At 62.3% G+C, this 19,365-nt stretch carries 20 protein-coding genes and 1 pseudogene; 11 read left to right on the top strand and 10 right to left on the bottom strand.

All coding sequences use genetic code 11. The features are described from left to right. Window positions 1-2 precede the first annotated feature (2 nt). The gene (locus tag WC739_RS12835; RefSeq protein WP_372953414.1) at window positions 3-503 is read right to left on the bottom strand and encodes an MmcB family DNA repair protein; all 501 of its coding nucleotides are present in this window, start codon (window positions 501-503) and stop codon (window positions 3-5) included. Between the two features lie 117 nt (window positions 504-620). Here WC739_RS12835 and WC739_RS12830 point away from each other — a divergent pair, with 117 nt between their 5' ends. The 3 genes from WC739_RS12830 to WC739_RS12820 all read left to right on the top strand — a co-directional run bounded on the left by WC739_RS12830 (window position 621) and on the right by WC739_RS12820 (window position 2,631). Further along, on the top strand, window positions 621-1,574 hold the full coding sequence (locus tag WC739_RS12830; RefSeq protein ID WP_372953406.1) for an IS1595 family transposase: 954 nt from the start codon (window positions 621-623) through the stop codon (window positions 1,572-1,574). A 57-nt stretch (window positions 1,575-1,631) separates the two neighbouring features. Then, on the top strand, window positions 1,632-2,168 hold the full coding sequence (locus WC739_RS12825) for a Panacea domain-containing protein (protein ID WP_372953405.1): 537 nt from the start codon (window positions 1,632-1,634) through the stop codon (window positions 2,166-2,168). 259 nt (window positions 2,169-2,427) lie between these two features. Further along, window positions 2,428-2,631 carry a hypothetical protein gene (locus WC739_RS12820; RefSeq protein WP_372953404.1) on the top strand — a complete coding sequence of 68 codons (204 nt, stop codon included), beginning with the start codon at window positions 2,428-2,430 and terminating at the stop codon, window positions 2,629-2,631. Between the two features lie 10 nt (window positions 2,632-2,641). On the opposite strand, the gene rhuM is transcribed toward WC739_RS12820, so the two are convergent. Continuing rightward, a complete protein-coding gene (gene rhuM, locus WC739_RS12815) occupies window positions 2,642-3,622 on the bottom strand; it encodes a RhuM family protein (protein ID WP_372953403.1) in 981 nt (326 codons plus the stop codon). A 164-nt stretch (window positions 3,623-3,786) separates the two neighbouring features. Between rhuM and WC739_RS12810 the strand changes: the two genes are divergently transcribed. Both WC739_RS12810 and WC739_RS12805 read left to right on the top strand, forming a co-directional pair. Next, a complete protein-coding gene (locus tag WC739_RS12810) occupies window positions 3,787-3,963 on the top strand; it encodes a hypothetical protein (RefSeq protein ID WP_372953402.1) in 177 nt (58 codons plus the stop codon). Between the two features lie 285 nt (window positions 3,964-4,248). Next, window positions 4,249-4,419 carry a hypothetical protein gene (locus WC739_RS12805; protein ID WP_372953401.1) on the top strand — a complete coding sequence of 57 codons (171 nt, stop codon included), beginning with the start codon at window positions 4,249-4,251 and terminating at the stop codon, window positions 4,417-4,419. Between the two features lie 406 nt (window positions 4,420-4,825). On the opposite strand, the gene cueR is transcribed toward WC739_RS12805, so the two are convergent. Continuing rightward, window positions 4,826-5,242 carry a Cu(I)-responsive transcriptional regulator gene (gene cueR, locus WC739_RS12800; protein ID WP_372953400.1) on the bottom strand — a complete coding sequence of 139 codons (417 nt, stop codon included), beginning with the start codon at window positions 5,240-5,242 and terminating at the stop codon, window positions 4,826-4,828. Window positions 5,243-5,467: 225 nt separating this feature from the next. Here cueR and WC739_RS12795 point away from each other — a divergent pair, with 225 nt between their 5' ends. Then, the gene (locus WC739_RS12795; protein WP_372953399.1) at window positions 5,468-6,085 is read left to right on the top strand and encodes a L,D-transpeptidase; all 618 of its coding nucleotides are present in this window, start codon (window positions 5,468-5,470) and stop codon (window positions 6,083-6,085) included. 142 nt (window positions 6,086-6,227) lie between these two features. On the opposite strand, the gene WC739_RS12790 is transcribed toward WC739_RS12795, so the two are convergent. The 3 genes from WC739_RS12790 to trpS all read right to left on the bottom strand — a co-directional run bounded on the left by WC739_RS12790 (window position 6,228) and on the right by trpS (window position 8,637). Next, entirely contained in the window at window positions 6,228-6,797 is a 570-nt protein-coding gene (locus WC739_RS12790; RefSeq protein ID WP_372953398.1) for a NifU family protein, read from the bottom strand. A gap of 182 nt (window positions 6,798-6,979) precedes the next feature. Beyond that, the gene (locus tag WC739_RS12785; RefSeq protein ID WP_372953397.1) at window positions 6,980-7,471 is read right to left on the bottom strand and encodes a universal stress protein; all 492 of its coding nucleotides are present in this window, start codon (window positions 7,469-7,471) and stop codon (window positions 6,980-6,982) included. A gap of 98 nt (window positions 7,472-7,569) precedes the next feature. Next, window positions 7,570-8,637 (bottom strand): tryptophan--tRNA ligase, encoded by a 1,068-nt coding sequence (gene trpS / locus WC739_RS12780; protein WP_372953396.1) that lies wholly within the window; start codon window positions 8,635-8,637, stop codon window positions 7,570-7,572. A gap of 186 nt (window positions 8,638-8,823) precedes the next feature. On the opposite strand from trpS, the gene WC739_RS12775 reads away from it, so the two are divergent. Next, complete coding sequence (locus WC739_RS12775) at window positions 8,824-9,069, top strand: type II toxin-antitoxin system VapB family antitoxin (protein ID WP_372953395.1); 246 nt, start codon at window positions 8,824-8,826, stop codon at window positions 9,067-9,069. Continuing rightward, window positions 9,069-9,473 (top strand): type II toxin-antitoxin system VapC family toxin, encoded by a 405-nt coding sequence (locus WC739_RS12770; RefSeq protein ID WP_372953394.1) that lies wholly within the window; start codon window positions 9,069-9,071, stop codon window positions 9,471-9,473. The genes WC739_RS12775 and WC739_RS12770 overlap by 1 nt, the downstream gene beginning before the upstream one ends. Here the strand turns inward: WC739_RS12770 and murJ are convergent. Genes murJ through WC739_RS12755 form a run of 3 tightly spaced genes read right to left on the bottom strand, consistent with a single transcriptional unit; the run spans window position 9,448 to window position 14,788 of the window. Continuing rightward, on the bottom strand, window positions 9,448-11,046 hold the full coding sequence (gene murJ / locus WC739_RS12765; protein ID WP_372953393.1) for a murein biosynthesis integral membrane protein MurJ: 1,599 nt from the start codon (window positions 11,044-11,046) through the stop codon (window positions 9,448-9,450). The genes WC739_RS12770 and murJ overlap by 26 nt on opposite strands. Window positions 11,047-11,092: 46 nt before the next feature. Then, the gene (locus WC739_RS12760) at window positions 11,093-13,894 is read right to left on the bottom strand and encodes a [protein-PII] uridylyltransferase (protein WP_372953392.1); all 2,802 of its coding nucleotides are present in this window, start codon (window positions 13,892-13,894) and stop codon (window positions 11,093-11,095) included. Between the two features lie 33 nt (window positions 13,895-13,927). Then, complete coding sequence (locus WC739_RS12755) at window positions 13,928-14,788, bottom strand: glycosyltransferase family 25 protein (RefSeq protein WP_372953391.1); 861 nt, start codon at window positions 14,786-14,788, stop codon at window positions 13,928-13,930. A gap of 184 nt (window positions 14,789-14,972) precedes the next feature. Here WC739_RS12755 and WC739_RS12750 point away from each other — a divergent pair, with 184 nt between their 5' ends. From WC739_RS12750 to WC739_RS12740, 3 genes are all read left to right on the top strand, one after another. Continuing rightward, window positions 14,973-17,345: a heavy metal translocating P-type ATPase gene (locus WC739_RS12750; RefSeq protein WP_372953390.1), complete on the top strand. Its 2,373-nt coding sequence runs from the start codon at window positions 14,973-14,975 to the stop codon at window positions 17,343-17,345. Window positions 17,346-17,386: 41 nt separating this feature from the next. After that, window positions 17,387-17,776, top strand: coding sequence for a DUF305 domain-containing protein (locus WC739_RS12745; RefSeq protein WP_372953389.1), 390 nt, complete (start codon window positions 17,387-17,389; stop codon window positions 17,774-17,776). An 86-nt stretch (window positions 17,777-17,862) separates the two neighbouring features. Then, complete coding sequence (locus WC739_RS12740) at window positions 17,863-18,705, top strand: aldo/keto reductase (protein WP_372953388.1); 843 nt, start codon at window positions 17,863-17,865, stop codon at window positions 18,703-18,705. On the opposite strand, the pseudogene WC739_RS12735 reads toward WC739_RS12740, so the two are convergent. Further along, window positions 18,706-19,365, bottom strand: a pseudogene (locus WC739_RS12735) (DNA mismatch repair protein MutS); the annotation flags it as partial.

Raw genomic sequence — 19,365 nt, 5'->3', positions numbered from 1 at the left:
CGCTACTCGCTCTCGCCTTCCAATGCCGGCACGGAAACACCGGCGAGTTCCGCCGCCAGCAGCCGCGAAGCGCCGGCGCGCGCGATGCGCAGCATCAGCGCCTTGCGCGTTGCCGCCGCCATGCGGTGCTCCGGCGCGTCGCGCATGATCTCGGCGCCGTAGCCGTCGGAAAGGATGAAGCCGCATTCCTGCGGAAAGATGTCCGAAGGCACGCCGGGATGCGTGGCGAAGAAGAAGCGGTCCGAATGCAGCCGGTAGTCAGGCCATTTGCGGTCGACCCGGAAATCCTCGATCGAGGATTTGATCTCGATGATCCAGATGTCGCCCTGGCGGGTCAGCGCGACAAGGTCGGCGCGGCGGCCGGTGGCCAGCGACAGTTCCGGCAGCACATGCGCGCCCATCTCCCGCAACAGCCGCTGCACCCCGCGCCGCACCAGCATGGCGCGCTCGGACTGGCGACCGTCGATGAGCGGGTTCAAGGGAATCGGGGAAATGATCGGCATGCCGGCACCATGCCAGATTCTGTTCACGGTTTGAACCTGTTTTTACCGGGCGATTATCTGGTTGACAAACCCAAACTCGATAGGTAGAAAGATTCCAACAACTTAGGAACTTTCGCCATGTCCGTCCTGTCCCGCCCCGAGTTCCACGACGAAGCCAAGGCTTTCGAGCATGTGGAAGGCATTCTTTGGCCGAATGGCCCGGTTTGCCCAAAGTGCGGCTCTGTCGATAAGCACTACTCGTTGAAGGGTGTTCGCACCAAGCCTTCGAAGAAGAACCCCAACGGCGTCGAGCGTCACGGCCTGTACAAGTGCAGCGCTTGCCGTTCGCAGTTCACGGTCCGCATGGGATCTATTTTTGAGGAAAGCCATTTGCCGCTGACCAAGTGGCTTCAGGCTATCCACCTTATGTGCGCCTCAAAGAAGGGCATTAGCGCCCACCAGATGCACCGCATACTCGAATGCACCTATGAAGCCGCTTGGTTCCTGTGCCACCGCATTCGCCTTGCAATGGCGTCTGGCGACCTGTCCCCGATGGGCGGCAACGGCAAGACCGTTGAGGTTGACGAAACCTACATCGGCCGTCTGGCCGGCACTCAGGTTAAGCGTGGCGGTGCCGCTCACAAGAACTCGGTCGTTACGCTTGTCGAGCGTGGTGGCCGCGCCCGTTCGTTCCACGTCGATACCGCCCGCATTGGCACCGTCATGCCGATCGTCCGCGCCAACATTGCCAAGGAAAGTGCGCTGATGACCGACGAAGCTCAGATGTATCGCCGCGTCGGCCAGGAATTCGCCTCGCACGATGTCGTCACGCATTCGAAGGACGAATACGTCCGCTATGAAGGCGCAAAGACCGTCCACACCAACACCGTGGAAGGCTTCTATTCGATCTTCAAGCGCGGCATGAAAGGCGTCTATCAGCATTGCGGCGAGCAGCACCTGCACCGCTACTTAGCTGAATTCGATTTCCGCTATTCGAACCGCATCGCGCTTGGCGTTGATGACGGCACCCGCGCTTTCATCGCGTTGAAAGGTGCATCCGGCAAGCGTTTGATGTATCGTCAGGAGGCATGAGATAACCTATTAAACGGTAGGTTCGCCTCATGGTTAGTGCGAAGGCAAACGAGAGCAATGGCCGATAGGCCCTATGACAGAGAGCGCCTAAAGCACCTGTTTCACTATGTGATATGGGCCGCCGGCGCTCGCGCTGGATTTGGTGCTACCAAGCTATACAAGGTCGCTTGGTTTTCCGACGCCAAACGCTTCGTTCTGACCGGTCAATCAATCACTGGCGCCCCCTATATCCGCGAGAAGCACGGCCCCATCCCGCGCGACGGGATAATCGTTCGCAATGAGTTGGCGGCACAGCGCTTGATAGAGCAGTGGCGCGGCACGGGCGACGAATGGGTTTTCAAAGCTCTAGTCCCACCAGATCGCAACATCTTCCATCCCGACGAACTCAAAGAGATTGACGTCTGGATAAAGGAAATCGACGGCAAGCACACCGCGACCACTGTTAGCGAGTTCTCCCATGATTACGGGTGGCAGATCGCCAAGATGAAGGAGCCATTGCCGTTTCACTCAATTCTAGCCTCACGCGGACGGGAACCTACCGATGCTGAGACGGCTAGATTGCGCAATAGGGCTAGGGAACTTGGCCTGACCTAGATGAAGGATATTCGCGAGGAAGACAGCGTTGGCCTCGCGAGAGACTTAGCGGAAGCCAAGTGGTCCAGAGCTAACGATGCATGGGAGTCTGTCACTTGGACCATCGTGCATGACGAAGAGTGTGGAGCTCCGTTAAACGATACCGGGTCCGTTAGAGGCTATGTTTGGGATGGGGCTAGGTCCATCGATATGCCCTCAATCGACGTGATTTATGAAATCTACCCCGATCTAATCATCATTCACTATGCGGAATTTAGAGATGCCCCATACGGACAAGCCGGAAGAGCCTAAGCAGCAGATCGACAAGTTCCGCGATGCCGCACGGAAGCTAAAGGGCGACCAATCCGACGCTACTTTCGAAGCCGCCGTGGACAAGGTAGCGCTCGCACCGAAGCTCACGACGGAGCAAATAAAGGAACTGGTTCGGCGGCAACGCGCAAAGCCGAAAAAGGTTGGCGTCTAGCCTGCTTGTCTCAAAGCCCGGCGCTTTTCCTTGAATTTTTCAAACTGGCGTTCGGCGTGAGCCTGTGCCTTTTCACGTTTGACGCTTCAAGGTGAGTTAGAAGTGGACGATTGTTGAACTTAATAAACCCGTTCATTCTCTCTTCTGCTTCAGCCATCATGACAAGCCGCCCGATGTCCACCTGATCCTCGAAATAATCGAGAAGCATCGTTGTCAGCCTGTTCTTCTCCCTTATCTCTGCCCCGGCTAGAAAATTGTTGGCTATGCAAACGTCATTTTTTCGGATGTTTTCATTTGCCCAGGTTGTAAGGCCCATGTTTTCCGCTTCGGCATTGGCGCGCTCCAAAATCAACTCCGGCCCGGTCTTAGACGCGACCGCCCACAAGAGCTTGTTCTGCATCCCCGCATAGAAGTTTCGCCACTCCTCGGATTGCGGGTCATAGTCTCGGCACATTGCGCAGATGCTACGGACTTCCCGATATAGGTTGGCCTCCGAAGCCCGGATATCTCGAATGGTCTCCTTTAGTTCTTTTAGATGGTCGCGGCTCTCTGGGTTCTTCATCCTAGCGACGTCAATGGACCATCCTTTCAAGAGGATTTCCTTTAAACGTTCGGTCGCCCATATCCTGAATTGAGTGGCCTGTTTCGAGTTAACGCGGTAGCCGACCGAGATAATGACATCGAGGCTATAGAGAGCCACTGGTTTGGTGGCACCAGCAATTTGCGTTTTCTGCAAATTGCCCTCTTCTATCAGTTCACCCGCATCAAAAACGTTCGTTATGTGGCGGGATATCGTAGATACAGTTTTTCCAAAGAGCTGACCTATTTGGGCTTGTGTCATCCAAAGGGTTTCACCCGCATAGCGGATATCGATTTTTACGCCTTTGTCGGTCCCGTAGACGAGCAGTCGGTCGTCGGTCGTCTCGGCACCACTCAATTGCGCCAGACGCTCCAGTTCTCGTTCAACGTCATCTCTAAATTTGCTTGCCATCGCCCCGCTCCGAATCTAGCTGTCTCGCATATTAGCATGCGCTGGGCGCTATTCTCTAAAGAGAACTGTTTACATGGCGAGATTCGTTCGGGATATGTTCCGCACCATTCCCCTACGGCTGGGTGGCGGGATAAGATGGACACCGCACAAGGGAAGTTAGTGTCGTGGACGAACCACCTCGTAAGCTTAACCCATTTGAACGCTTCAAGCTCGCCATGCTTGACCCAGACCAGGATTACGCCGCGCTATGGCGCAGATACGAATTGGAAGGCTGGCTAAAAGGGGTCAGCCTTTTTGGCTTTATCGCTCTGGCGTTGATCTTGGTCTTTCTTTACCGCTGATATCTGCCGGCCTGTCGAGGATCATATTCCTATCCTTCTTTGGGTTTGTCAACCAGATAATCGCCTTTTACCGGGCGATTATCCGGGTGACAAACCAGTGTTAGATGGTCCGGATCAGGTTCGGCATTTCCAGTTATAGCGTATTGCAGCACAAACTAATTCGCGCGCACCGCAGCATTCATAACCTCGCTCATGAAACACCTCTTCCTCTTGCCTGAACGCCAAAATGGTCGCTAAAGATTCTTGGTCTTTAGCGGGCACGTTTAGGTGGTGGGGGTGAGACACATGAACGCCGTTGAGTTTATTGACAAGATTCTAACGCCGCTCGGTGGTGGGCTTGGCGTCCTGCTGGCATGCCGGTTTTCATCGCAGCTTCGTGCGCAGGTTAAGCCAGGGCTGGAATATGTGATGGCAGCTATTGTCGTGCTGATCCTAGGGGCCATCAAATGGCTCTAGGCGTCACCCAGCCACAGGGGATAGCTTGGAAAGCCTATTAACAGCCCTTGTGTGAGGCGCTTGCCATTGAGCTTGCGCGATGGCGCACCCACACGCAGGTACTCCGGTGTGGCGCCGGGATGCCAAGCCTACTCAACCCGCTATTGCCACGGCAAATGCGAAAGGCCCAGCCAGGCCGTCATCCCTATCAAAGCCACCAGTATCACGTATTCCAGCACCGTTCGTCTCACAGGCGGTTTCTTCAAGGCAATTCCATCTGCAACTGGGCACAAAATTCCAGCCGACTTGGCTCCCAAGCGTCTGCTCGGAGGCAAGCCAGCGCTAATGTAACGGGAGAGGATGGACTTTAGTTTCGGCGGGCATCCCCGAAGCGGACAGAGACGGTCCCGCCATCGTCGGGACCTCTTCAGGCCGGTGCTGAGGAGCCGGCGGGCGGCTCTGCCCCTGCCATGTCGTCGAGGATAGGGCAGTCCGGACGCTGGTCGCCGTGGCAGGCGTCGATCAGCGTCCGCAGGGTCGAGCGCATCGACTGCAGTTCGCGCACCTTTTCCTCGATCGCCTTGACATGGGCGGCGGCGATTTCGCGCACATCGTGGCTGGCGCGGCTTCGATCCTGGTAGAGCGCCATCAGCTGGCGGCAATCGTCGATGGAAAAGCCCAGGTTGCGGGCACGGCGCAGGAAGGCCAGCCGGTGGATGTCGTCGTTGGAATAGTCGCGGTAGCCATTGTCGGCGCGGCGGGGGCTGATCAGCCCGATCTCTTCATAGTAACGGATGGTCTTGGCCGGCAGGCCTGAACGCTTGGCGGCGTCACCGACATTCATAGCGCTATTCCTCGTTTCTTGGCATCCGTTGCGCTTGGGGCATTGAATTTGCTTCACAATCCTGTGAAGCCTGTTGCCGAAATGCCATAGTGATACGCTTACCAGCGCGTCAGCTCCCGCATATAGGCATCATGCGCTTGGCAAGCAAAGCAAATGCCAGCATGAATGTTCGCGAGAAAGCGGCCGACTCGTGCCGCTGGTTTGGATGGGGCGTCGGATCACCACATGCGCATGAAGTCGTTTGCAATTGCCGCCGCCCTGGCGCTGTCCACTGCTATCGCCGGTTGCAGCACCATCGGCTCGCAGATTTTCACCAACGACTACGCCGCGGTCGACGACGCCGGCTACCAGCTGCCGCGCATTCCGATCGAGAAGGTGCCGATGAAATATCATCGGCAGGAAGTGAACTACGACAGCCCGGAACAGCCCGGCACCATCATCGTCGACACGCAAAACAAGTTCCTCTACTTCGTCGAGGGTGACGGCCGCGCCATTCGCTACGGCATCGGCGTAGGCCGTGAGGGCTTCGAATGGCATGGCACCGCCCATATCGCGCTCAAGCGCGAATGGCCGACCTGGACGCCGCCGCGCGAGATGATCAAGCGCCAGCCGGAACTGGCCAAGTTCGCCGATGGCATGGAGCCGGGGCTGCAGAACCCGCTCGGCGCCCGCGCTCTGTATTTGTTCAACAAGGGCGGCGATATGGGCTACCGGCTGCACGGCAGCCCGGAATGGAATTCCATCGGCAAGGCGATGTCCTCCGGCTGCATCCGGCTGATGAACCAGGACATCATCGACCTCTATGACCGCGCCTCCGTCGGCGCCAAGGTCATCGTGATGTAAGACCAAGGTCCCTGCGGGGATCACGGTCTAGGCAGACGAGTTTCTTACGCGGACCGTCTAGGCAACAACGGACGTCCCAAGCAGAAAACCGGGCAATCTGGCCCGGTTTTTTGTTGTCTGCAAAGCGGATTGGAAGCGGTCGTTACGAGACCTGTTCGACCTGCTGCACCTCGGGCACGAAATGCCGAAGCAGATTCTGGATGCCGTGCTTCAGCGTCGCTGTCGATGATGGGCAGCCGGCGCAGGCGCCTTTCATGTGCAGGAACACGGTGCCGTTCTCGAAGCCGCGGAAGGTGATGTCGCCGCCGTCCTGCGCGACAGCGGGGCGCACCCGCGTGTCGAGCAGCTCCTTGATGGTGACCACGAGTTCCTCGTCGGCCTTGTCGTAGAACTCGCCGGTCTGGCTGGTCTCGGCGGCGGGGCCGGCCTTGGCCATGACAGGTGCGCCGGACATGAAATGCTCCATGATGGCGCCGAGGATCGCCGGCTTCAGGTGCTGCCAGTCGGGGCCGTCCTTGGTCACGGTGATGAAATCATAGCCGAAGAACACGCCGGTGATGCCGGGGATCTCGAACAGCCGGCCGGCCAGCGGCGAGGCTACGGCGGCCGCGTCGGCGTCGCGGAAATCGGCGGTGCCTTCCAGCAGCACTTCCTTGCCGGGCAGGAATTTCAGCGTCGCCGGGTTGGGCGTCGATTCGGTCTGGATGAACATGGCCGTCTCCGTGCCCGTTTTGGGCCACCAGTTTGGAATAATTCTAAATAGGCTTTGTCGGCTGGACATTCAAGCGAAACAGGTCGCGCGAACACCTGGCTGGCGGAATGGTTTTGCGTTGTGCGCCGTTCGCTTCGAGAGGCGCTGGGGGTGGCCGCCGTGATCCTACACGCCGGTAAACCTCACGCCAGGCTGTCGATCTCCTCGTCGGAAAGATTCTGCGGCACCACGGTCACCGGAATGGGGAAGGCGGCGCCCTTGCCGGCCACGGCGCCGACCAGCGGCCCCGGGCCTTCCTTGCCGGCGCCGGCCGCCAGCACCAGGATGGCGATGTCCTGGTCCTCCTCGATCAGCTTGTGGATCTCGTCGGTCGGCTTGCCCTCGCGCACCACGATCTCCGGCTCGATCCCGAGCTTCTGGCGCACCTTGTTGGCATGGCTGTCGAGCGCGGCGCGCGCCGTGGCCGTCGCCTCCTCGCGCATGATCTTCTCGACGCCCAGCCAATGCTGGAAATCGTCCGGCTCGATGACATAGAGCAGCACCAGCGTGCCGCCGGTGCTTTGCGCCCGTTTCGACGCATAGGCGACGGCGCGCTCGCATTCCGGCGTATCGTCGATGATCGTCAGGAATTTCCTGCGATGGCCGGCTTCGCGGCTGAGGCGTTTGGAGACCATGTCTATCTACTCGGTATCATTGCGGCCGCAATCTGCCACCACCGCCGTCCGGCGGCAAGCCGCCGGTCCGGTGCTGGTGCGGCGCAGCGGCGTCGCTATCAAGCCTGCAGCAGCCCGATGATGTCGCGGACCGTCTTCATCGTCGCCTCGGCGAGCACGCCGGCGCGCTCGCCGCCGTCCTTCAGCACGGCGTCGACATAGGCGCGGTCATTGGAAATGCGGCGCATTTCGCTGGCGACCGGCGCCAGCTTTTCCACCGCCAGGTCGGCCAGCGCCGGCTTGAACACCGAAAACTGCTGGCCGGCGAATTCCTTCAGCACGTCGGCCTTCGACATTTCGGCGAGACCGGCATAGATGCCGACCAGGTTTTCCGCTTCCGGCCGGGCGGCCAGACCGTCAAGCTCGCTCGGCAACGCTTCCGGGTCGGTCTTGGCCTTGCGGATCTTCTTGGAGATGGCGTCGGCATCGTCGGTCAGGTTGATGCGCGACAGGTCGGACGGGTCCGATTTCGACATCTTCTTCGATCCGTCGCGCAGCGACATGATGCGCGCCGCAGGCCCGCCGATCACCGGCTCGGTGAGCGGGAAATAGCCGTGCACGGTCTCCTCGCCGACCTGCATCTCGACGCCGACGCCGAGCCTGGCGATGCGGTCGGAGAAGTCATTGTTGAATTTCTGCGCGATGTCGCGGGTCAGCTCGAGATGCTGCTTCTGGTCGTCGCCGACCGGCACATGCGTGGCGCGGTAGACGAGGATGTCGGCGGCCATCAGCGAGGGATAGGCGAGCAGGCCCAGCGACGCGTTCTCGCGGTCCTTGCCGGCCTTGTCCTTGAACTGCGTCATGCGGTTCATCCAGCCGATGCGGGCCACGCAGTTGAAGATCCAGGCAAGCTCGGCGTGCTGCATGACCCGCGACTGGTTGAAGACGATGTGCTTCTTCGGATCGATGCCCGAGGCGAGGAACGCCGCGGTGATCGACCGCGTCTGGTCGGCGAGGTCTTCATGGACCAGCTGCGCGGTCAGCGAATGCAGGTCGACGACGCAATAGATGCAGTCGGATGTGTCCTGCAGGGCGACGAATTTCTTGATGGCGCCGAGATAATTGCCGAGATGCAGATTGCCGGTCGGCTGGACGCCGGAAAAGACGAGTGGCTTGAAGGCGGACATTCTTGTTCCCTTGGCTTGTGGAGGGCCGTTTCGCGCGCGGCGAAAGTCTTGCGACGGCGCGCTTATGGACGAAGGCGGGGAGAGGATCAAGAGGCTCTGAAAACGTTCGAAAAGCCGAAATATGTTGATATTGTTATGTAGACTGCTACATAGACTCTACTACAGAATCTCGTAAGGCAGGTGGCCATGGCGATCAACATCAACAACAAGGAGGCGGACACGCTGACTCGTGCCTTAGCCAAGGTCGAGGGTGTCGGCATAACCGAGGCGATCGTAATCGCCACGCGCGAGGCATTGCAGCGGCGCCGCAATCGCGAGACACCGTTGGAGACGGCGGCAAGGCTACGTGCCGAGTTCGGAATCGAACTGAGCGAGGAGGCGCGCAAACCGCTGCCGCGTTCGGTGTATGACGAATTGTCCGGCGAAGACTGATGTTTGTCGACGCAGCCGCTATCGTCGCGATGCTTAGCTATGAAGCCGAAGCCGAGCGCTGCGCCCAGGCGGTCATGGAAGCATCCGCTCCGTTCACGTCGGCAATTGCCGTATGGGAAGCGGCAATGGCTCTTTCGCGATCTGAAAAGCTGGCAGTCCCGGTCGAAGTCAGCCTCAAGATAGTCAGTCGTTTTATTGAAGAGCGGGCTATCGCCTTGCGAGCGCTTCCGCCCGCCTCTGACGCAACGTCGTTGTCTATTGAGGCTGCGTCACGATTTCGAAATAACGCCATCCGTCTGAATTTAGCGGACTGCTTTCACTACTCTTGCGCGCGCTACTACGCCGTTCCAATGCTTTCGACGGCCGACGAATTTCGGCTCACGGATCTGGAGACCGTTCCTTAGGCGTTGGCGCTGCCTTGCGCCCGACATTGCGGCGGATCATGCCGAAATCGGCGCCCCCGGTGGCAAAGGCGGCGATGAAGTAGAGCAGCGCCCCACCGGCCACCAGCGACAGCAGCGTCGTCGCCTTGACGACCAGCGGCGAGCCGGGGCCAAGCCTGACGGCGAACCAGTGCTCGGCGAAATAAAGCGCCACGCCCATGATCACCGCCGACACGACCAGCCGCGGAATGCGCTTCAGCAGCGGCACGTCGCGGCCCCAATGGCCGCGCCGGATCAGGACGCCGAGCAGCATCAACGCGTTGACCCAGCCGGCAACGGCGGAGGCGACGGCGATGCCGGGCGCGCCCATGCGAGGAAACAAGGTCAGCGCCGTGGTGACGTTCACGGCAACCGAGATGGCGGCGAAGATCATCGGCGTGCGCGTGTCCTCTCGGGCGAAATAGCCCGGGGTGAACGCCTTGATCAGCACGAAGGCCGGCAGGCCGAGGCCGAAGATCGCCAGGATCGCCGCGACCGTCGGCGTCGAGCCGTTGGCGGCGAAGGCGCCCCGCTCATAGACCAGCCGCACGATCGGCTCCGACATCACCCAGAGCGCGGCGGCAGCCGGCAAGGTCAGGAACAGCGTGAACTCGACCGAGCGGTTCTGCAGATTGGCCGCCTCGATCAGATTGCCCGACTTCAGCGCCCTCGACAATTCGGGCAGCAGCACGATCGCCACCGCGACGCCGACCACGCCGAGCGGCAGTTGGTAGACGCGATCGGCATAGGCGAGCGAGGAAACCGCGCTGTTCTGCGCCGAGGCGATCGCCGTGCCGATCAGCTGGTTGATCTGCGTGATGCCGCCGGTGATCGCCGCCGGCAGCGCCAGGACCAGCAGCCGCTTGACGGCGGGCGTCATTTTCGGACGGCGGAAGCCGATCGAGATGCCGGCATGGCGCACCGCGACCCAGACGATCGCCAGTTGCACCAGTCCGGCGGCGAGCACGCCCCACGACAGGGCAAAGCCGACGGCCAGCGCGTCCGACCCCTTGTACCAGGCATGGGCGAGCACGCCGATCAGGATGATGTTGAGAAACACCGGCGCCACAGCGGCCGCGAAATAGCGGCGCAGCGAATTCAGCATGCCGGCCATCATGGCGCCCAGCGACATGCAGATCAGATAGGGGAACATGATCGTCGCCAGCGTCACCGTGGTATCGAATTTGCCCGGTATGCCGGCAAAACCCGGCGCCACCAGGTAGCGCACGATCAGCGGCATCGACAGTTCCATGACGATGGTCAGCGCCAGCAGCGCCGTGAACAGAACGCCGAACACCTCCTCGGAAAAGCGCTTGGCGCCGTCGGTGCCGTGCGTCTCGATCTCCTTTGCGAACAGCGGCACGAAGGCGGCGTTGAACGCACCCTCCGCGAACAGCCGGCGAAAGGTGTTGGGGAACTGGAACGCGGCGTTGAAGGCGTCGGCGACCGGCCCGGTGCCGAGTGCCGCCGCCATCAGCATCTCGCGGCCGAAACCGAGCGCGCGGCTCATCAGCGTGCCGGACGCGACCGTTGCGAATTTCTTGATGAGGCTCATAAGTCTGGGAACTGCCTGCGGGATTGGGACAAATGGATCGCGGTTGTCACTCGGCGGCGGCCCTGGCCTTGCCGCCGCGCTCGGGCACGATGCCCTCCAGCGCCGCGATCAACCGGTTGCGGATGGTGGCGATGCGGGCCGGACTGTCGATCTTCTGGCCGGTGAGGTCGGTGACATAGAAGGTGTCGATGACCTTTTCGCCGAAAGTGGTGATGTGGGCCGACGCGATGTCGAGCGACAGGTCGGACAGCGTCCCGGTGATTTCCGACAGCAGTCCCGGACGATCCAGGCCCTCCACCTCGACGACCGAAAACCGGTTGGACAGCGTGTTGCGGATCTCGGCGCGGGGAGGAATCTTGAACACCTTGGCGCCGCGCCGCGGCTTGGTGCGCTTCTCGATCATCTCCGGCAGCCAGCTCTTGCCCGACAGCACGTCCTCGATCAGGCGACCGACGCGCTCGGCGCGCCGGCGCTCATCCTCGTCGCGGTCGAATTCCCGTGAGATCAGGATCGTGTCCAGGGCGCGGCCGTCCGCCGTGGTGAAGATCTGCGCGTCGACGATGTTGCCGCCGGCTCCCGCGCATGCCCCGGCAATCACCGAAAGCAGCCGGGGATGGTCCTGCGCCAGCACGGTTATTTCGGTGACGCCTTCGAACTGGTGGGTCTTGACCATGGTGGCCAGCCTGTTGCCGGCCGCGTCCGCGTCACGGATGAATGCGGCGTGGCGAAGCTGGTCCGGCAGGTCGACGGTCAGCAGATAGTTCTCATAGTGCAGGCCGACATAGCGCTTGCGCGCCTCCTCCGGCCAGTCGGCGAGCGCCTCGGCCAGGCGTTCGCGGGACGCCGCCGTGCGCTGGGCGCGCGACACCTCCGAGAAGCCGCCGGTCAACAGCAGCTCGGTCTCGTAGTAGAGCGTGCGCAGCAACTGGCCCTTCCAGCCGTTCCAGACCCCTGGTCCGACGCCCCTGATGTCGCAGACGGTGAGAACCAAGAGCATCTTCAGCCGCTCGACCGACTGCACGATCGAGGCGAAATCCTCGATCGTCTTGCGGTCGTTGAGGTCGCGGGTCTGCGCCGTCATCGACATCACCAGATGGTTCTCGACCAGCCAGGCGACGGTTTCGGTGTCGGCGGGCGAAAGCCCCATATGCGGGCAGATGCGGCGCGCGATCCTGGCGCCGGCCTCGGAGTGATCCTCGGGCCGGCCCTTGGCGATGTCGTGCAGCAGCACGGCGACATAGAGCGCCTCGCGGCTCTTCTTCAGCCCCGGCATCAGCGTGTGCGACAGCGGATGGATCGCCTCGCCGTCACCGCGCTCGATCTCGGCCAGCACGCCGATGCAGCGGATCAGGTGCTCGTCGACCGTATAGTGGTGATACATCGAGAACTGCATCATGGCCACGATCTTGCCGAAATCCGGGATCAGCCTGCCCAGCAGCCCGGCCTCGTTCATGCGCCGCAGATTGAGCTCGGCATTTCGGTCGGAAGTGAGGATGTCGAGGAACAGCCGGTTGGCCTCCTCGTCGCGCCGCAGCGACTTGTTGACCAGGCCGAGCGACCGGGTCAGCAGTTTGAGCGCGTCGGGATGGAATTCCAGCCCGTGCTTGTCGGCGAACCAGAACAATCTCAGCAGGTTGACCGGATCGCGCTCGAAGACCTGATCGTCGGCGATGTTGATGCGGTGGTTGTCGACAATGAAATCCGAAGTGCCGGCAAGCTTGCGCTTGCGGCGCTGGAAGGTGAGGAAGATGCGATTGAAGCCCGGCACATGCTTGGCCTGCTCTTCTTCCAGGGCGGCGCAGAAGATGCGGGTCAGGTCGCCGACATCCTTGGCCACGAGGAAGTAATGCTTCATGAACCGCTCGACGGCCGACAGGCCGGGGTGGCTGGTATAGCCCAGCCGTTCGGCGATCTCGCGCTGGATGTCGAAATGCAGCCGCTCCTCGGCCTTGCCGGTGAGGAAATGCATGTGGCAGCGCACCGCCCACAGGAAATCCTCGGCCTTCTGGAACTCGCGGTACTCGCCCTCGGTGAAGACGCCCTTGTCGACCAGTTCCTCGCCGGTTCGAACCCGGTAGAAATACTTGCCAATCCAGAACAGCGTCTGCAGGTCGCGCAGGCCGCCCTTGCCGTCCTTGACATTGGGCTCGACGAGATAGCGGCTTTCGCCGGCCTTGGCATGGCGCTCGTCGCGTTCGGCGAGCTTGGCCTGGACATATTCGGGGCCCGTCGTGCGCACCACCTCGTGGTCGAAGCGCAGCATCAGCTCGTCATAGAGCTTGAGTTCGCCCCACAGGAAGCGCGCCTCCAGGATAGAGGTGCGGATGGTGACGTCGGTGCGTGACAGCCGCAGGCACTCGTCGATGTTGCGTGTGGCGTGGCCGACCTTCAAGCCGAGATCCCACAGCATGTAGAGCATGTATTCGACGGTTTGTTCGCTCCACGGCGTCTGCTTGTAGGGCAGCAGGAACAAGAGGTCGATGTCGGATCCGGGCGCCAGCGTGCCACGTCCATAGCCGCCAACCGCGACGACGGCCATGCGCTCCGCCGGGGACGCATTCTTGACCCGGTAGACATGCTTGACGGCGAAATCGTAGAGAGCTCGGATGATCTCGTCCATGAGATGAGAGAGCCGCGCCGCACAGGCGCCGCCGCCGCCATCTTCCCGCAGCATGCGCTCGGCCGTCCTGTGGCCTTCTGCCAATCTGCCCTTGAGCAACTGGAGGGCAGCGGAACGGGCGGCTTGTCCCGAGCCGTCGCCGGCCGTGGCCACGGTCAGCGCCGTCATCTCGCGGCGCAAGGCTTCGCCGTCGATCAGTTCATCCAGCTTCAGGGAGATTTTCGCCATAGGTAATGGTTGGCCTTGCCTTTTGGGCGGCGTCTATAGCGCGTTTTCTCGCCGCTGGGTATGGGGGCCCGTTGCGATGCGGCCGGCGGTCTGATCCTTCGCTAGCGGCGGGTCGAGAGGGACAACCACATGGTGCCTAAGCTTGCAGAAATCGACGATCCCCTTGACGACCCGCGCCGTCTCTATCCTGATCTTCTGGCCGATCGGCCTTCTGCGCTTCGTGCCCAGTCCGCTCGCCACCCATTCGGCATCCCGTTCCTGGGAGAGCAGGCTTGGCAGCCTGTCGCCGATGAACTGATCCTGCGCGCACAGGGCGGGGATCAACTGGTAGATCGTCTTGCTGGCCGAGGTCGCGAAGGCCGGGTTGAAGACCAGCTCGTCGGCCGGGGCGGTGGCCTGCACGGTCGCCTCCAGGAGATCGCGCGCCGCTTGCCGCGACAGGATATAGCCCGCCGTTCCCATATGGCGCTTGTGAAGCCTGAACGCGGAAAACCCGTTGCCGACGGCACGCCTTTTCCTATGGACCATGATCTTGCTGAAGAACGTCTCCAGCTTGACGACATCGGCATCCGCCGGAATCCAGCCCGTTTCGGCGAGCACGGCGCCGGCTCTCGCGGAAAAGACAATGTCGTCCTCGAAGATGGCGCCGTAGGGGGCATCGTCTTGCGCGATGATCGACCAGCAGGCGCGGTGGCTGTGCGTGCAGGCGATCTCGCTGCGTGACAGGCGTCGGACCCCGTTCATGGAATGGTTTGGCTCCAGCATGAGGTCGGGAAGCTCCCGCGCGTCGGTCGCCGCGACGCGCACGAAGGGGATGCCGATTCGGGAAAATTCCGCCGTGACATGGGCGAGCCGGTCGGGCGAGCGATCCAGGTTGATGACCAGGCACTTCATTGAGGATTCCGCGGCGGAGGGAGGACCTAATTAGTGGCGGCTGTTTTAGCACAGGCTTTGCGTTTGCAAGTGCCATTTTCGGATTCGGCCGCGCCAAATCCGAAAAACCTCAAACAGCCCTTGACCTTCCAGTTACTGGAAGCACTACCTCCGCATGCAGGCACAGGCATCAAGGCATTTTTGAATGGCTCATCCAGACCACGATCATCACGCGCATGGCGCCAATGGCGGCTGCTGCGCACCGAAAGCCGGGCCCGGAGATGCTGCGACCGAAACGGATCCCGTGTGCGGCATGGCCGTCGATCCCACTTCTGGCAAGCCGACCGCCGAACATGAAGGCCATCTCTATCATTTCTGCGGCGAGCGCTGCCGTTCGAAGTTCGTGGCGGAGCCGGCGAAATATCTCGGCGACAGGCCGGAGCCGATGTCGATGCCGAAGGGCACGCAATACACCTGCCCGATGCACCCCCAGATCATCCGCGACAAGCCCGGCTCCTGCCCGATCTGCGGCATGGCGCTGGAGCCGATGGGCGTGCCGGGCGGCGACGAGGGGCCAAACCCCGAACTCGTCGATTTCACCAGGCGCTTCTGGGTCAGCACCGTCCTGTCCGTGCCGTTGCTGGTGATCGCCATGGCGCCGATGCTGGGCCTGACGTTCCAGGCCCTCGTTGACGAGCGGACGATGGTCTGGCTGGAACTGGCGCTGGCCAGTCCCGTGGTGCTCTGGGCGGCCTTCCCCTTCTTCCACCGCGGCTGGGAGTCCATCCTCAACCGCAGCCCCAACATGTGGACTCTGATCTCGCTCGGCGTGGGCGCGGCCTATCTCTACAGCCTCGTTGCCACGTTGTTCCCGGATATCTTCCCGCATCAGTTCCGCGCCCATGGCGGTGCGGTACCGGTCTATTTCGAGGCCGCGGCGGTCATCGTCGCACTGGTCTTCCTCGGACAGGTGCTGGAGCTGCGCGCCCGCGAACAGACCGGTTCGGCAATCCGTGCGCTGCTCGATCTCGCGCCGAAGAGCGCGCGGCTGATCGGCGCCGACGGTACCGAGCGCGACGTGCCGCTCGACACGGTCAAGGCCGGCGACCGCCTGCGCGTCCGTCCCGGCGACGCCGTGCCGGTCGACGGCACGGTGCTGGATGGCCGCACCTCCATCGACGAATCGATGATCACGGGCGAGCCGCTGCCGGTCGAGAAGACCGAAGGCGACGCCCTTACCGGCGGCACGCTGAACAAGAACGGCTCGCTGGTCATGCGGGCCGAGCGGATCGGCGCCGAAACGACGCTGGCGCGGATCGTCGAACTCGTCGCCAAGGCCCAACGCTCGCGCGCGCCCATTCAGGGGCTGGCCGACCGCGTTTCTTTCTACTTCGTCCCGGCCGTTGTGCTGGTGGCGGTGGTCGCCTTCGCGACCTGGGCTATCTTCGGCCCCGAGCCCAGCCTGATCTTTGCCATCGTCTCGGCGGTGTCGGTGCTGATCATCGCCTGTCCCTGCGCCCTCGGCCTGGCCACGCCGATGTCGATCATGACCGCCACCGGGCGCGGCGCTCACGCCGGCGTGCTGATCAAGGAAGCCGCCGCGCTGGAACGCTTCGCCTCCGTCGACACGCTGATCGTCGACAAGACCGGTACGCTGACGGAAGGCCGGCCGAAGCTGACCGATGTCGTGCCCGCGAACGGCTTTTCCGAAGACGAATTGCTGTCGCTGGCGGCCGGCCTGGAAAAGGGATCGGAACATCCGCTTGCCGAGGCCATCGTCGAGGGCGCCGCGACGCGCGGCTTGACCGTGACCGAGGCCGGCGGCTTCGAGGCGATCACGGGCAAGGGCGTTTCCGGAACCGTATCGGGAAGGAAGGTCGCGCTGGGCAATGCCGCCATGATGGCCGACCTCGGCATCGATATGTCGTCCCTTTCGGCGAGGACCGTATCGCTGCAGACGGAAGGCAGGACGGTGATGTTCGTTGCCGTCGGCAGGGAACTGGCCGGCATCGTTGCCGTCGCCGATCCGATCAAGGCAACCACGGCCGAGGCGATCAGATCGCTCCACGCCAAGGGGCTGACGATCGTCATGGCGACCGGCGACAATGAGCGTACTGCCAGCGCGATCGCCAGAAGTCTCGGCATCGACGAGGTTCGCGCCGGACTGTTGCCGGAGCAGAAGGCGGCGCTGGTCGAGGATTTGCGCGCCAAGGGCAGGATCGTCGCCATGGCCGGTGACGGCGTCAACGACGCGCCGGCCCTGGCCGCGGCCGATGTCGGCATCGCCATGGGCACCGGCGCCGATGTCGCGGTGGAAAGCGCCGGCATCACCCTGGTCAAGGGCGATCTCAACGGCATCGTGCGGGCGCGTATCCTGGCCCAGGCGACGATCCGCAACATCCGCCAGAACCTGTTCTTCGCCTTTCTCTACAACGTTCTCGGCGTACCGGTCGCCGCCGGTGTGCTCTATCCGCTCACCGGCACGCTGCTGTCGCCCATGCTCGCGGCGGCGGCGATGAGCCTGTCGTCGGTGTCGGTGATATCAAACGCGTTGCGGCTGCGGGCGTTGAAACTCTGATCCCAGCCCCCAAATACCAACCCGAACAAAGGAGACCATGAATGACCCTGGCCAAGAAGATCGTGCTGCTGCTGATGGCGGCTGGAATGCTGCTTGCCGTTTTCCTCGAAAGCGTTCCCGCGCAGGCGGAGGAGACCAAACATGACATGACGGGCATGGCGATGGGTGCGGAAAGCCCCTCGACCGACGGCTACAAGGCGGCGATGGACAAGATGCATGGCGACATGATGATCGACTATACCGGCAACGCCGATGTCGATTTTGTCCGCGGCATGATCCCGCATCATCAGGGCGCCATCGACATGGCCAAGATCGAGCTTGCCAATGGCAAGGACCCGGAAATCCGCAAGCTTGCCGAAGGCGTCATTGCCGCGCAGGAGGCCGAGATCAAGCAGATGCAGGCGTGGCTTGCCGCCCACCCGGCCAAGTGAGCCTTTCAGCGACCGGGAATCGACCGAGAACCAGTCTGGATCTTTAGCCCGGCCTGTGATGCCATCCGGCCTCAATGGAGTGAGCCATGCCATCGACCATCAGAACCACCACGTTACCCTCCGGCGAAGCCATTGCCGTTCTCGGTCAGGGCACATGGAAGATGGGCGAGGATTCGCGCCGCCGCGCCGGTGAGGTCGATGCGCTCAAGCTCGGCCTCGATCTCGGCGTCACCCTGATCGACACCGCTGAAATGTATGCCGGCGGCGGCGCCGAGGAGGTGGTGGGCGAGGCCATCGCCGGGCGCCGCGACGAGGTCTTCCTGGTTTCGAAAGTGCTGCCGTCCAACGCCTCGCGCGCGGGCGTCCAACGCGCCTGCGAGAACAGCCTGAAGCGGCTGCGGACCGACCGCATCGATCTCTATCTGCTGCATTGGCCGGGCAGCGTCCCGTTGGCGGAGACGGTCGCGGCCTTCGAGGCCGTGAAGAGCGCCGGCAAGATCCGCTACTGGGGCGTCAGCAATTTCGACACCGACGAGATGGAAGAGCTGGTCGGCTTGGCCGACGGCGGCAACGTCCAGACCAACCAGGTGCTCTACAATCTGGTCCGGCGCGGCATCGAGTTCGATCTGGCGCCCTGGAGCCGTGAGCGAGGCATTCCGCTGATGGCCTATTCACCGGTCGAGCAGGGGTCGCTGGCGCGCAATGCGAAGCTGGATGCCGTCGCCGCCCGCCACAATGCGACCGCGGCGCAAATCGCCCTGGCCTGGGTGATGCAGCAGGGCGTCATCGCCATTCCCAAGGCCAGCAGCCAGGAGCACGTTCGCCAGAATGTCGCCGCGCTGGACATCGCGCTTACCCAGCAGGACATCGCCGATCTCGATCAGGCCTTCCCGCCGCCAAACCGCAAGCGCGGCCTGGAGATGATCTGATTACTTCCCAGCTAGGCCCTTAAGCCGATACAGCACTTCCAGCGCCTCTCTCGGCGTCATCTCATCAGGGTTGATGTCGCCGAGCGCGGCGCTGACGGCATCGCTCTTCACCGGCTTAGGCGCTTCGCGTCGCATCGCCACGGAAAACAGCGGCAGATCGTCGACCAGCCGGTTAGTCTTGCCGGAGACCTCGCCTTCTTCGAGTTGGTGCAGCACCTCCTTGGCGCGGTCGACCACCGCTTCCGGCAGGCCGGCCAGCCGCGCGACCTGCACGCCATAGGAGCGGTCGGCGGCGCCCTTGCCGACCTCGTGCAGGAAGACCACGTCGTTTTCCCATTCCTTGACCCGCATGGTGACGTTGGAGAGCCGCGCCAGCTTGCCGGCGAGCGAGGTCATTTCGTGGAAATGGGTGGCGAAAATGGCCCGGCAGCGGTTCTTCTCGTGCAGATATTCCACCGCCGCCCAGGCGATCGACAGACCGTCGAAAGTGGCGGTGCCGCGGCCGATCTCGTCGAGGATCACCAGCGCGCGTTCTCCCGCCTGGTTGAGGATCGCCGCCGTCTCGACCATTTCGACCATGAAGGTGGAACGGCCGCGCGCCAGATCGTCGGAAGCGCCGACGCGCGAGAAGAGGCGATCGACGACGCCGATATGGGCCGA

Origin of the sequence: Mesorhizobium sp. (assembly GCF_041661565.1) — a bacterium.
In the GTDB taxonomy this organism is placed as follows: domain Bacteria; phylum Pseudomonadota; class Alphaproteobacteria; order Rhizobiales; family Rhizobiaceae; genus Mesorhizobium.
Note: the sequence above shows the minus strand (reverse complement) of the source record. Positions and strands in the feature narration are given on the sequence as shown.